This is a genomic window from Rhizobium sp. RHZ02 (genome assembly GCF_014851575.1).
In the GTDB taxonomy this organism is placed as follows: domain Bacteria; phylum Pseudomonadota; class Alphaproteobacteria; order Rhizobiales; family Rhizobiaceae; genus Rhizobium; species Rhizobium altiplani.
The window spans coordinates 1-12,437 of the sequence record NZ_JACUZX010000039.1; the positions used below are offsets into that span (position 1 = coordinate 1).

The 12,437-nt window shown below is 60.9% G+C and carries 16 protein-coding genes; 8 read left to right on the plus strand and 8 right to left on the minus strand.

The window, feature by feature from the left end; translation table 11 throughout:
• Positions 1 to 20: 20 nt before the first annotated feature.
• Together IB244_RS29960 and IB244_RS29965 are read right to left on the minus strand one after the other, a co-directional pair.
• Positions 21 to 881, minus strand: coding sequence for a prephenate dehydratase (locus IB244_RS29960; RefSeq protein ID WP_018859768.1), 861 nt, complete (start codon positions 879 to 881; stop codon positions 21 to 23).
• A 10-nt stretch (positions 882 to 891) separates the two neighbouring features.
• The gene (locus IB244_RS29965; protein ID WP_018859767.1) at positions 892 to 1,647 is read right to left on the minus strand and encodes a 3-deoxy-manno-octulosonate cytidylyltransferase; all 756 of its coding nucleotides are present in this window, start codon (positions 1,645 to 1,647) and stop codon (positions 892 to 894) included.
• Between the two features lie 154 nt (positions 1,648 to 1,801).
• On the opposite strand from IB244_RS29965, the gene IB244_RS29970 reads away from it, so the two are divergent.
• Positions 1,802 to 2,377, plus strand: coding sequence for a c-type cytochrome (locus IB244_RS29970; protein WP_018859766.1), 576 nt, complete (start codon positions 1,802 to 1,804; stop codon positions 2,375 to 2,377).
• 59 nt (positions 2,378 to 2,436) lie between these two features.
• On the opposite strand, the gene IB244_RS29975 is transcribed toward IB244_RS29970, so the two are convergent.
• Positions 2,437 to 3,384, minus strand: a complete 948-nt coding sequence (locus tag IB244_RS29975) for an AEC family transporter (protein ID WP_018859765.1) — start codon at positions 3,382 to 3,384, stop codon at positions 2,437 to 2,439.
• The gene (locus IB244_RS29980; RefSeq protein ID WP_156828811.1) at positions 3,342 to 3,578 is read right to left on the minus strand and encodes a hypothetical protein; all 237 of its coding nucleotides are present in this window, start codon (positions 3,576 to 3,578) and stop codon (positions 3,342 to 3,344) included. The genes IB244_RS29975 and IB244_RS29980 overlap by 43 nt, the downstream gene beginning before the upstream one ends.
• Before the next feature lie 298 nt (positions 3,579 to 3,876).
• Between IB244_RS29980 and IB244_RS29985 the strand changes: the two genes are divergently transcribed.
• The 4 genes from IB244_RS29985 (at position 3,877) to IB244_RS30000 (ending at position 6,433) form a co-directional block, all read left to right on the plus strand.
• Entirely contained in the window at positions 3,877 to 4,086 is a 210-nt protein-coding gene (locus IB244_RS29985) for a cold-shock protein (RefSeq protein WP_018859764.1), read from the plus strand.
• 52 nt (positions 4,087 to 4,138) lie between these two features.
• Positions 4,139 to 4,678 (plus strand): hypothetical protein, encoded by a 540-nt coding sequence (locus tag IB244_RS29990; RefSeq protein ID WP_018859763.1) that lies wholly within the window; start codon positions 4,139 to 4,141, stop codon positions 4,676 to 4,678.
• A 352-nt stretch (positions 4,679 to 5,030) separates the two neighbouring features.
• Positions 5,031 to 5,270 carry a hypothetical protein gene (locus IB244_RS29995; RefSeq protein WP_062375539.1) on the plus strand — a complete coding sequence of 80 codons (240 nt, stop codon included), beginning with the start codon at positions 5,031 to 5,033 and terminating at the stop codon, positions 5,268 to 5,270.
• Between the two features lie 170 nt (positions 5,271 to 5,440).
• Positions 5,441 to 6,433, plus strand: coding sequence for an adenosine kinase (locus tag IB244_RS30000; RefSeq protein ID WP_018859761.1), 993 nt, complete (start codon positions 5,441 to 5,443; stop codon positions 6,431 to 6,433).
• Here IB244_RS30000 and IB244_RS30005 read toward each other — a convergent pair.
• The gene (locus IB244_RS30005; protein ID WP_018859760.1) at positions 6,426 to 6,965 is read right to left on the minus strand and encodes an SH3 domain-containing protein; all 540 of its coding nucleotides are present in this window, start codon (positions 6,963 to 6,965) and stop codon (positions 6,426 to 6,428) included. The genes IB244_RS30000 and IB244_RS30005 overlap by 8 nt on opposite strands.
• Before the next feature lie 181 nt (positions 6,966 to 7,146).
• Between IB244_RS30005 and IB244_RS30010 the strand changes: the two genes are divergently transcribed.
• On the plus strand, positions 7,147 to 8,148 hold the full coding sequence (locus IB244_RS30010) for a 2-hydroxyacid dehydrogenase (RefSeq protein WP_018859759.1): 1,002 nt from the start codon (positions 7,147 to 7,149) through the stop codon (positions 8,146 to 8,148).
• Here the strand turns inward: IB244_RS30010 and IB244_RS30015 are convergent.
• From IB244_RS30015 to recF, 3 genes are read right to left on the minus strand one after another with little or no spacing between them, the layout of a single operon-like run.
• Positions 8,145 to 8,618, minus strand: coding sequence for a GNAT family N-acetyltransferase (locus tag IB244_RS30015; RefSeq protein WP_192306647.1), 474 nt, complete (start codon positions 8,616 to 8,618; stop codon positions 8,145 to 8,147). The genes IB244_RS30010 and IB244_RS30015 overlap by 4 nt on opposite strands.
• Entirely contained in the window at positions 8,615 to 9,439 is an 825-nt protein-coding gene (locus IB244_RS30020; RefSeq protein WP_192306649.1) for a molybdopterin-synthase adenylyltransferase MoeB, read from the minus strand. The genes IB244_RS30015 and IB244_RS30020 overlap by 4 nt, the downstream gene beginning before the upstream one ends.
• Positions 9,436 to 10,560 carry a DNA replication/repair protein RecF gene (gene recF, locus IB244_RS30025; RefSeq protein ID WP_192306651.1) on the minus strand — a complete coding sequence of 375 codons (1,125 nt, stop codon included), beginning with the start codon at positions 10,558 to 10,560 and terminating at the stop codon, positions 9,436 to 9,438. Before recF ends, IB244_RS30020 begins: the two co-directional genes overlap by 4 nt.
• Positions 10,561 to 10,718: 158 nt before the next feature.
• Between recF and IB244_RS30030 the strand changes: the two genes are divergently transcribed.
• A complete protein-coding gene (locus tag IB244_RS30030; protein ID WP_026372131.1) occupies positions 10,719 to 11,432 on the plus strand; it encodes an LssY C-terminal domain-containing protein in 714 nt (237 codons plus the stop codon).
• 97 nt (positions 11,433 to 11,529) lie between these two features.
• On the plus strand, positions 11,530 to 12,366 hold the full coding sequence (locus IB244_RS30035; RefSeq protein ID WP_169679556.1) for a carbon-nitrogen hydrolase family protein: 837 nt from the start codon (positions 11,530 to 11,532) through the stop codon (positions 12,364 to 12,366).
• Positions 12,367 to 12,437: the final 71 nt, after the last annotated feature.

Genomic DNA, 12,437 nt, shown 5'->3' on the forward strand with positions numbered 1-12,437 from the left:
GCGCCCGAAGGCGCCCTTTTTCATTTCTGCAGTTGGCCCCGCATTGGGTGGCCCTTGTAGACGCCGAGGATGCGCACCTTCTCGGAAAAGAAGCGCAGCTCCTCCAATGCACGCCGGACATTCGGATCGTTCGGGTGACCCTCAATGTCAGCATAGAACTGCGTTGCGACGAACTTGCCGCCGAGCTGATAGCTCTCCAGCTTGGTCATGTTGATGGTGTTGGTCGCAAAGCCGCCAAGCGCCTTGTAGAGTGCGGCCGGGATGTTTCGGACGTTGAAGACAAACGTCGTGACGAGCTTCTCCTCGGCCGAGCCGCGATGCGCCCATTCCTCGTCGCGTGAAAGGATGACGAAGCGAGTGACATTGTTTTCCGTGTCCTCGACATTCTCGGCAACGATGTCGAGACCGTAGAGATCGGCGGCAAGGCGCGGCGCCAGCGCCGCCATCGAGCGGTCCCCGGTTTCCTTGACGAGCTTTGCAGCACCTGCCGTGTCGCCAGCGATCACCGGCTTCCAGCCGTGCGAACGCACGATCTTGCGGCACTGCCCAAGGGCGTGGATGTGGCTGTGAACCGTGCGGATCTCATCCTTGGTGACGCCCGGGAGCACCATCAACTGGAAGCGGATCGGCATGAAATACTCGCCGATGATGTGCAGGCGCGACTCCGGCAGCAAGTGATGAATGTCGGCGACGCGGCCAGCGATCGTGTTCTCGATCGGGATCATTCCGATATCGGCATCGCCATTCTCGACCGCCACGAAGGCATCCTCGAACGTCTGGCACGGCAGCGGCTCCATGGTCGGAAACATGTCACGGCACGCCATGTCGGAATTCGCGCCGAACTCACCCTGGAAGGCGATCCTGTTGGTGGTGATGTTCATGGAAAATCCGTCACTTCGTTCTTGCGGAGAGAATGCGCCGCGCCTTTTCAAGGTCGGCGGGAGTATCGACACCGAGCGGAACCGTGTCAACGATCTCGACATCGATGCGCATGCCGGCTTCCAGCGCGCGCAGCTGCTCCAGCGACTCGCGCTTTTCCAAGACCGATGGTCCGAGCGTAACGAAACGCTCCAAGGCCGAGCGGCGGTAAGCATAGAGGCCGATATGGTGATAAAGCGGTCCATCACCGTAGGGTGCCGTCGTGCGGGTGAAGTAGAGCGCCTTCAGGCGGCTTTCCGAGATCGGCGAGCCGACGACCTTGACGATATGCGGTGCCGTCTTGTCGGCCTCGTCCTCGATCTCGATCGTCAGTGTTGCGATGTCGACGCTCGGATCCTCCAGCGGGCGCAGCGCGGCGCGAACGGTTTCCGGCTCGATCGTCGGCAGATCGCCCTGCACGTTGACGACGAACTTGGCTTTCCCCTCCGGATCCACCTTCATGAGCGCCTCGTAAATGCGATCCGAACCGGACTGATGATCCTTGCTGGTCATGATGACTTCAAAGCCTGCCGCGGCCACGACATCATGGACCTGTTGGTCATCAACCGCGACAACGACGCGGCCAATTTCGGCTTCCTTCGCCCGCAGCGCCACCTGCACGATCATCGGCAGCCCGCAAATATCGGCGAGCGGCTTGCCTGGAAGACGGGTCGATGCCATGCGGGCCGGGATCAGCACGAGCACGTCATCTAAATTTGGACTGGTCATTGTTCGGGCCTTCTAATCCGGGCGGAAAGGTGTCAAAAAGTCTCACGCAACAGGCCATTTAGACTGTTGCAACGAATAGCCAAAAGACATAGGTTCCGCGCGATTTCAAGATGGTCCGGTTTTATGTCTGCCGGCTGCAAGGGGAGCATTGCAGATGAATTCATACGTGAATATGGCTGTGGGGGCACTGCTCGGAACGGTTTTCGTTCTGATGACCGTCTCCATCGCGTCGGAGGGAATCTTTCATTCGGAGAGCCCGGAGAAGGAAGGTTTCGCGATCGTCGCCGAAGAGGCCGCTGCCGCTGGTGGCGGCGAGGCCGCACCGGCTGCAGCCGTTCCGATCGCACAGCTACTTGCAAAGGCAGACGCCAAGGCTGGCGAGGCTGTTTTCAAGAAGTGTCAGGCCTGTCATGACGCGACCAAGGGGGGACCGAACAAGGTTGGTCCGAACCTCTTCGGTCTCGTCGATCGTCCGATCGCCACGCATGAAGGCTTTGCCTACTCGTCGGGCATGAAGGACTTCTCCAAGGGCGGCAGCGAGAAGTGGACCTTCGATCATCTGAACCACTTCCTGGCAGCACCGAAGAAGTACGTTGCCGGCACGGCAATGGGCTTTGCCGGTCTTCCGAAGGACACGGATCGCGCCAACGTCATCCTTTACCTTCACACGCTGGCCGATTCGCCGGTTCCGCTTCCGGATCCGAACGCACCGGATAGCGCGACGCAGTAAGTCGCTGCTCGGTTCCAGACGAAAATCGAAGCCCGGCTGACGCCGGGCTTTTTCTTTGCCTAGCCGCCGAGCAAAAAGGCCCAGAACGAAACGGAGATGGCGCCAAGCGCCGTCGTTAGCGTGATCGTCGAAGCTGCCAGGCTGTGGCCGACACCGAAACGGTTGGCGATCAGCCAGGCGTTGACGCCCGTTGGAACCGACGAAATCAGCACCAGGGCCGCCGTCCAGTCACTGGCAAGCCCGACCAGATGGCTCGCCGCCCAGACGCAGGCCGGCAACAGCAACAACTTGAAGGCGGAGGTGACGCTGGCGATGCCGGCGTTGCCTGAAATGCCGTATTTCTCAAGCGCCATGCCGAGCGAAATCAGCGCGACCGGCCCGGCGACACCGGCGATCTGATCGATTATGGCGCCTACCGGTCCCGGCATGGTGAGCCCTAACAGGTGCATGGCAGCACCGCCGGCCAAGCCGATCACCAGCGGGTTTTTGACGAGATTGTGGGCGATCTGGCGCACCACTTTGGCGATGCTGCGCTCCTTCTTGCCGGCGATCTTGTGCTCGGCGCGCTCCATCAGGATGGTTCCGATAATCATCATCACAGGCAGATGGACCGCGATCAGAATCGAGAGCGGCACGAGCCCCTTGTCACCGACCGTGCGCTGAACGAGCGGCAGTCCGATGAAGATGGTGTTGGCGAAGGCTGACGATACACCGGCAAGCACGCCAATGCGGTCATCGCGCCCGAAGAAGCGCGTCGCGGCGATATGGGCCGCGACCCAAGTCACTCCGACGCCCGAGAAATAGGCGATCCAGAGACGGAAGGGCGAGGCACCGTGAAAATCGGCGTTGGCGATCGTGCGGAACAACAACAGCGGCACGGCGATCTTGAAGACGAACTCGCTCAGCGCATCGCCGATCTCCGCCTTCATCAGCCGTAGTTTCACGGTCAGCCAGCCGATAAGGATCATGATAAAGATGGGAAGGACGTCGAAGATGATGGCTGACATTCAATGCGGCTGCCTTGCGAGGGAATAAGCATGCCTAGCAGCAAAACGGCCGTGATGACAAACCGCCAAAACATAAAAGCAAAAAAAGCGGGCTCTGCCCGCTTTTCCGCATCCGGTCCTGCCGGATAGCCGGTCTGCAATGCTGCCAGTTCATCCGTGGTCAGCGTTACTCCGGTATCGTCGAAGGGCGTCATTCCCTTCTTCATTGGCTGCCGCTCGGAAGCCGCTCATGCCAATGTCATTGAGGATGCTTATAGGACGGGGAAATGACATGCGGATGACGGATTCCCGCTATATGAAATGCGAGGGACCACCAGCCGCACGCTTATAGGTGGGACGCAACCGTGTCGTCTTGGCATGCGCAAGCTCAGAAGTCGGCCACGGCCACCAGAGCAACGCGGTGTCCCGCTGTATTTTCAAATGCTCTTGTGCCCACGGGCAAAATCGTGCGATGTCCGATGCCGGCTGGGGAGACCAACATGGGGGTAAATTTTGCCAACAGGTAAAGTCAAGTGGTTCAACCAGGACAAGGGCTTCGGATTCATCACTCCGGATGACGGCGGAACCGACGTCTTTCTTCACATCACGGCCGCTCAACGAGGCGGGATCGACACCGTGAAAGAAGGAATGGGCATAGCGTTCGAAGTCGCGCAGGACCGTCGAACCGGCAGAACGTCTGCCGACAATGTCCGGCAAGTTTGAAAACGGTCAGTGCGGCCGAAGGGCCGCACTGACTCCGCCGCTCGGAGACGACATGAAGCGTACTTTGGCTGCCTGCCTCGTCATTCTCTTTGCCGCCGGGCCATCATTTGCCGATGACGCGAGTTCCAAACTTTCATTTTTTTACGACAGCTGCGTTTCCTCTGGCCCGGACTTCGAGCGCACGGCTGAGCGTGCGAAAGCCGACGAATGGCCTTCGATGGCAGAGGATATGGCGCTGACCTTCACCCCGATGGAGAATCCGGAAGCGCTGGAAGGATGGATCGTCAGCGGCGGCGAAGCTGAGAGCTTTCAAGCGCTGGTGGTCTCGCGGGCGGATGTCGGCGGCAAAACCGTCGAAGGCTGCACGGTGGCACTGGGGGACGTCGACGCGGATGTTTTCGAGAAAGCGCTGGTCGAGAAGGTGAACGCTGTCTCGGCGGGTGAAGAGCAAGGGCAGGATCGCGTTTACAAGCGATATACCGCCACCATCAACGGGCGCAGCGAGGCGATCACCTTGACGCTCCCGCTCTATGCAAAGGGTTCCGATCAGATCATCGCCAGCACCGTGGCAGAGCAGCAGATCGAACACTAGCTCGCCGCCGTCGGCCATGCGCCCTTATCAGATGATATGAGATTTTAATGTCGGAGGCCCGTCGTCCGAATGGAACGGCTATGGCTTTGTCCGCATCCTGTGACGACAGGTCACGAACCCCGGCCGCCCGTCGAGGGCATATTCACGTGACCTGTTTGCCAACCAGCAGGAAACGTACATGCATCCCCAAAGGAAGCCATTTGTCGTGGAGATCAAGAAAACACGTCGTCTTTTTCCAGGGTCGCCATCAAAAAGCGACTTTCATTTGGAGAAAGCCAGCCCCGACGACGAAAAGCGCGCCCGCGAGGCTGCGCAGGGCACACGACCAAACGACGAAAGATAGTAAATTAGGATGGTAAGCAGGAACCTCCCCCATGAGTATTTCTTCCTCAACGGCGCACGTTCCGACGGACCGGTTATCGGCCATATCGACGGCACACCGATCCCCGCTCGCGTAGTCGACACCAGGGGCAGCCGCTATCGTTTTGTTGGAATTGCCCGTCGTGATCGACGTGGCAGGCTCGATGTCACTGCCTTGCGCAAGAACGAGTGGCTCGTAAAGCCCGACCTGATCTATGCTGCCGCTGCTTGAGACGCGCCTTTTGAACGCCGCGGTCACGGGGGGGCGGCCGGCGACATTTGACCCGTCACAGTGCATTTTTGCGATGAGATAGACGGCCCAGCGGCATTTCCGCTTCCCATGCGGCGAAAATTCGCTAAGACCGGTCACCGGCTATCACCTAACCCGGGACCTTCCCTTTCATGACCAAATTCGATGTTCTGACTGTCGGCAACGCGATCGTCGATATCATCGCGCGTTGCGACGACCAGTTCCTCATTGACAATGAGATCACCAAGGCCGCGATGAACCTCATCGATGCCGAGCGCGCAGAACTTCTCTATGCGCGCATGGGACCGGCGGTGGAGGCCTCCGGCGGCAGCGCCGGCAACACGGCCGCGGGTGTGGCGAGCTTCGGCGGCAAGGCCGCCTATTTCGGCAAGGTCGCGGAAGACCAGCTCGGCGAAATCTTCGCGCACGATATCCATGCGCAGGGTGTTCACTATCAGACACAGCCGAAGGGGACATTCCCGCCGACCGCGCGCTCGATGATCTTCGTCACCGAAGACGGCGAACGCTCGATGAATACCTACCTCGGCGCCTGCGTCGAGCTCGGGCCCGAAGACGTCGAGGCCGATGTCGTCGCCCAGTCCAAGGTCACCTATTTCGAAGGCTACCTCTGGGATCCGCCGCGCGCCAAGGAAGCGATCCGCGAATGCGCCCGTATCGCCCACGAGAACGGCCGTGAGATGTCGATGACGCTTTCCGACAGCTTCTGCGTCAACCGCTATCGCGGCGAATTCCTCGACCTGATGCGCTCCGGCACCGTCGACATCGTCTTCGCCAATCGTCAGGAAGCGCTGGCGCTCTATGAAACCGACGACTTCGAAGAAGCGCTGATCCTTATCGCCAAGGACTGCAAGATCGCGGCCGTAACGATGAGCGAGAACGGCGCCGTGATTCTCAAGGGCAGCGAGCGCTTCTACGTGGATGCTATCAAGATCAGGGAACTGGTCGACACCACAGGCGCGGGCGATCTCTTTGCCGCCGGCTTCCTCTATGGCTACACACAGGGTCGGACGCTGGAAGACTGCGGCAAGCTCGGCTGCCTCGCGGCTGGCATCGTGATCCAGCAGATCGGCCCGCGGCCGATGAAGTCGCTGGCCGAGGCCGGCAAGCAGGCGAACCTTATTTAAAGGCTTCGCCTGGATAAGCGCCCCAGATTTCCGACTGCGCCACCCATCCTTCGGCGCCGTCTATCTTGGCAAAGCACCAGTCGCCATTGCACTCGCCGATGTTCATCATGACGCCGGGCTCGAGCTTGGCGACGACGCTTGCCGACGGCTGGGCATCGCGGCGCATGTTGACGTAGACAGACTTACCCTTGCCCTTCATCCACGGGGCGGCGATTGCCGCACGCGAGCCCGACAGCAGCGATTGGTTGACCCAACCCTCGGTGCCGTCGGCATCGCGGATCTGGCGCCAGTTGTCGTATTCCTGAATGATTTCGACCGGCAGGCCGGCCTTCAGATACATCCATGAGGCCGCATAGTCGGTGCCAGGGCCGATGCGCAGGTTGACGCGCTTGGACTTGAGCGTGACGAAGCGCGGCAGCGGCAGGCCACTCGGTCCCTTTGCAGCCTGTGCGGAGGCCATTTCAGCCGTTCCCGCAGAAAGCACGAAACCGATCGCAAGGGCGAGGCAAGATTTCAGGACTTTGCTATGCATGGGACTTCCGTTTGCTCAGAGGAGGGCAGGACTGCTGCCTGATTCCGGGAATTCGACATTCCTGCGCACGCTGAGCGAGTTTTGTTTGTCTTCGCGCGCGGGTCTGGTAGAAATTCCCCGGAACGGGAAAATTATCCCGCGTCTTGGTTAAGGACCTCTGAACAAGTTAGCGCCGGCGCACATGACGACGAAGAAAAAACCGAAGGTCTACATCACGCGGAAGCTGCCCGATGCGGTCGAGACGCGCATGCGCGAACTCTTCGACGCGGAACTCAATATCGACGATGCACCGCGCTCCAAAGCCGAGCTGATCGCCGCCGTCAAAAGCGCCGACGTGCTCGTTCCGACCGTCACCGACCGGATCGATGCCACGGTGATCGAGGAGGCCGGGCCGCAGCTGAAATTGATCGCCAGCTTCTCGAACGGCACCGATCACATCGACGTCGAGGCGGCGGCTCGCAAAGGCATCACCGTCACCAATACGCCGAACGTGCTGACCGAAGACACCGCCGACATGACCATGGCGCTGATCCTCGCCGTTCCGCGCCGCTTGGGTGAAGGCGCGCGGGTGCTGACCGACCATCCCGGCGAGTGGCCCGGCTGGTCGCCGACCTGGATGCTCGGGCGACGGATTCACGGCAAGCGCATCGGCATCGTCGGCATGGGGCGGATCGGCACCGCCGTTGCGCGCCGCGCCAAGGCTTTCGGCCTCTCGATCCACTATCACAACCGCAAGCGCGTCAACCCGGCGACCGAAGATGAGCTGGAGGCGACCTACTGGGAGAGCCTCGACCAGATGCTCGCCCGCGTCGACATCGTTTCTGTCAATTGCCCCTCGACACCGGCAACGTTCCATCTGTTGTCGGCCCGCCGTCTGGCGCTGCTGCAGCCGACGGCCTACCTCGTCAACACCGCCCGCGGCGACGTGATCGACGAAGCGGCACTGATCAAGAGTCTGCGGGAGGGAAAGCTGGCGGGCGCCGGTCTCGACGTCTTCGAGAATGAACCGGCGGTCAATCCGAAGCTCGTCAAGCTCGCAAATGAAGGCAAGGTCGTACTTCTGCCGCACATGAGCTCGGCGACGATCGAAGGCCGCATCGACATGGGCGACAAGGTGATCATCAACATCCGCACCTTTATCGATGGCCATCGCCCGCCGAACCGTGTGCTGCCGGGCCGCTAGGCCGGAACAGGCTTACGCATCTCGATCGATGTCGTCCTGGTGAATCCGGGATGGGCATTTTCAGCGGTCTTCTCAAATCCCCAGCGGATAAAGACATCGTGGTTTTCGACAAGCTCGATGCGCGTTTCGAGCCTCAGTGATGGCAGGGAGTGGGACCGCGCCACCTCTTCCGAGACCGCCAGCAGCCGACGGCCGATACCCCGGCCCTGCGCGTCGGGCGCGATCGCCAGCTTGCCGACATAGAGGCAGGCTTCTTCTGGTCGCAGAAAGACGCAGCCACATAAAGCATCGCCTTCCATTGCCGCATAGGCGATTTCAGAACGCGCCTTATCGGCAAGCGTCGTCGGCGTGAGCTTCAAGGCGGAGGATGGCGGATCGATCCGGTCGTTCATATAGGCGAACGACGATAGGACTAGCTCCAGCAACTCCTCCCAGCGTTGAAAGTCTTCATCGATCCGAATGATGTTCATGACGCCGGGCTCTGTTTCTGGCGACGCCTCTTGTAGCGGATCGTGTCGAAGCGGGCGGCAAGCGCATCATAGAGCAGCAGCCGTCCAATCAGCGGTTCGCCCGTGCCGGTGACGAGCTTGATCGCTTCCATTGCCATCAGCGTGCCGATCACGCCGGTCAGCGCACCGATGATGCCGGTCTCCGCACAGGCCGGGATCAGACCAGCCGGCGGCTTCTCGGGGAAGAGATCGCGATAGGTTGGGTTCGGTGTGCCATCCTCCGCCGTCTCGTAGGGCTTGAGCACTGTGACGGAGCCATCGAAGCGACCAACCGCGCCTGTCACCAAGGGGATTTGCGCAGTCTCGGCAGCGTCGGCCGCCGTATAGCGCGTATCAAAATTGTCGGAGCCGTCGATCAGCAGATCGAAGCCTGAGAGATGGCGGCGCGCCGTGTCAGGCGAGAAGCGCTCTTCGAAGCGGATCACGTTGACGTGCGGGTTCAACCTTGCAATCGCGAAGGCGGCACTCTGCGTCTTCAGTTCGCCGATCGTGCCGGAATCGTGGATCACCTGCCGCTGCAGGTTGGAAAGCGAAACGCGGTCGTCATCGGCGATACCGAGCGTGCCGACGCCGGCGGCTGCGAGATATTGCAGGACCGGCGCTCCCAGCCCACCGGCACCGATGACAAGCACGCGGGCGGATTTCAGTTTCTGCTGGCCTGCGCCACCGATCTCGGGAAGCAGGATATGGCGCTGATATCGCGCGATTTCTTCCGGGCTGAGCGGTTCCATGGGCGCGATGCTAGCATGGCCTTTCGTTGAGGGGGAAGCGGCATCGGTCATTCGAAAACCTTTCCATCGGCAACGGTGAAGAATTGCGCGCGCTCGCCGAGAGCGGAAAACATGGCGCAGTCCGTGCCTGTCATGAAGGCCTGGCCGCCGAGCGCGTCAATGAGGTCGAAGAGCGCAGCACGCCTGCCTTCGTCGAGATGCGCGGCAATCTCATCAAGCAAGAGAATCGGCGCATGGCCCGTGAGATTGGCGACCAGACGGGCATGGGCAAGAATCAGTCCGACCAGCAGCGCCTTCTGCTCGCCGGTGGAACAGCGCGATGCTTCCATCTGCTTTTGCCGGTGGCGGACAAGCAGATCTGCGCGATGGGGGCCGTCGAGCGTGCGGCCGGCCGCGGCATCGCGGTAGCGGCTCTCGGCAAGCATAGCCGCATAGTCATCCTCAAGATCAACGGCGGGGCGCGAGAACTGACCATCCATAAAGCCGGCAAGCTCCAGCGCTGCGGCGGGAAAGGGCGAGGTTTCGTGCGTCTCGTCGATGAGGCGGGCAAGAAGACCGAGCATCTCCTGGCGTGCCATCGCCATGGCAATGCCGAGGCTTGCCATCTGCTGTTCGAGGCCGGAGAGCCAGGCGGGATCGAAGCGACGCTCGTCGAGCAGCTTGTTGCGGCTGCGCATGGCGCGCTCGAAATCGCTGGCACGGCGGCCATGGGCCGGATCGAGCGACAGCACGAGCCGATCAAGGAAACGGCGGCGCTCGGACGAACCACCGGTGAAGAGGCCATCCATCGAGGGCGTCAGCCACAGGAGACGGAGATGGTCGGTCAGTTCATCGGCCGACTTTGCAGGCGTGCCGTTGATCCGCAGGCGGCGGGAAGTGCTGTCGTCGGTGGTATCGACACCCGTGCCGATTTCCACCTCGCCGTCCATGCCATCGAGCTCCGCGAAGATCGAAAATCCGGCCGTCGCACCGACACGGGTGACATCGCCATAGGTGGCACGACGCAGGCCGCGGCCCGGCGACAGGAAGGATACGGCCTCCATCAGATTGGTCTTGCCGGCGCCATTGTCCCCCGTCAGCACCACATGCCGACCGTCGAGCGACAGCGAGACAGACGCGTAGTTGCGAAAGTCGGTCAGCTTGAGACGGGACAGGGAGACCTTGTGCGGCATTAGATATCCGGATTCGTGGTGCCCGAGAGCTAAGCGCAACGGGGCCGGATGGCAAGGGTGCGGGTGTAGTCGGATGCCGATGATGCATGGGTGCGCACCTGGATGTTGGCCACATGACCAGAGAATCGTATGATGACGTCGAGGTTGGGGGGACTTCGATGAGACGTTTGACGAAAACACGGATGGCGATCGGCGGTGTGGCGGTCTTGTTGGTCGCCTATCTGCTCGTCACTTATTTCCTCATTCCCGAAATATGGATCCATCGCGACGCCAGCCGTATTGCGGAATTCGGTCCAATGGTGACGACCACCAAGCAGGATATTCCCGGCGACCCCATCAATGTTGGGCTCGTCGGTTCGAAGGAGAACGTGCTTCGGGCATTTGCATCGGCTGGGTGGGACCCGGCCGACAAGATCACGCTGCGGACATCAGCCGAAATCGGCTTGAGCGTCGTGCTCGATCGGCCCGACCTCGACGCTCCCGTGAGCCCATTGCTGTTCGAGGGCCGCCAGCAGGATCTGGCATTTGAAAAGGCCGTGGGCAAGAGCGCCGACGAGCGCCACCACGTTCGTTTCTGGCAAACCAAGAGCAGCGGTGCAGATGGGCAACCGCTGTGGCTTGGATCGGCGAGTTTTGATCGCGGGGTAGGCTTCAGCCACGATACCGGCCAGATCACCCATCACATCGCGCCTGATGTCGACGCTGAGCGAGATCTTGTTATCGGCGATCTTCAGGCAGCCGGGCAATTGTCGTCGACTTACGAGATCGCGGGCATCGGCGCCACGAGGACCGGCCGCAACGGTGGCGGCGACCCCTATTTCACCGATGGAAAGGCGCTGATCGGCGTGCTGCGCGCTGTCGGCGCCCCTTAACGCGCTTCGCCTCGCGCACCTTCATCGTCGCCAATTTGCGGTTCCAAATAGCGTCGAATAGTTGAAAAATGCGGGCCGAATCGCCAGAGGTGCGCCGTTGAAGATAGCCGCAGCACAGACCATCGTTTCGCCTGACATTACCGCGAATGGCCGAACAATCCGGAGCATGATTGCGGCCACCGCTGCTGATGGCGCGCGGGTCATCAATTTCTGCGAAGGCGCACTTTCGGGATATTCGAAATCACAGATCTTGCATCCCGAGGACTGGGCCAGCTTCGATTGGCGGCAGCAGGAGGCCGAGCTTCGGGCAATCGCCGATCTCTGTGGTGATCTTCGCATCTTTGCGGTTGTCGGCGGAGCACATCGGCTGGCGGAGGGCTACCCCCCGCACAACAGCCTGTATGTCTTTTCCGAAACCGGAGCGCTGCTTACCCGCTATGACAAGAGGTTTCTGTCGAACAGCGAACTTGGCGGCTGGTACTCTCCCGGCACCGCGCCGATCACTTTCGATATCAACGGCTACCGATTCGGTTGCGCGATCTGCATCGAAGCTACGTTTCCGGAGGTATTCCAGGAGTATGCCAATCTCGGCGTCGATGCCGTGCTCTTCTCCTCCTATGGCATTCCCGAATATTTTCAGATTGCGCTGCGCGCGCATGCGGGGCTGAACTGCATCTGGATCGGCGCTGCAACGCCGGTGCAGAAGGCCGCCAAGGGGCCGGCCGGCATCATCGGCCCGGATGGAAAATGGGTGGCGCAGTGTGCTGCCACTCCCGAACCAGGCCTGGCAACCGCGGTGTTGAACCGAGACGACCCGGCATACGACATTCCGCTGCAGAAGGCCCGACCGTGGCGGCTCAAGGCGCGACAGGGTGATATCTATCGCGAGAGGATGGCGGACGATCCCCGAAGCGAAGACAGAAGCGGCTACTGACGCGCAATGCTGCCTTGCGTCGCGGTCCCTTCATCTCGAGACGCAGATGGCCTATATGAGCGCTGTCGCGG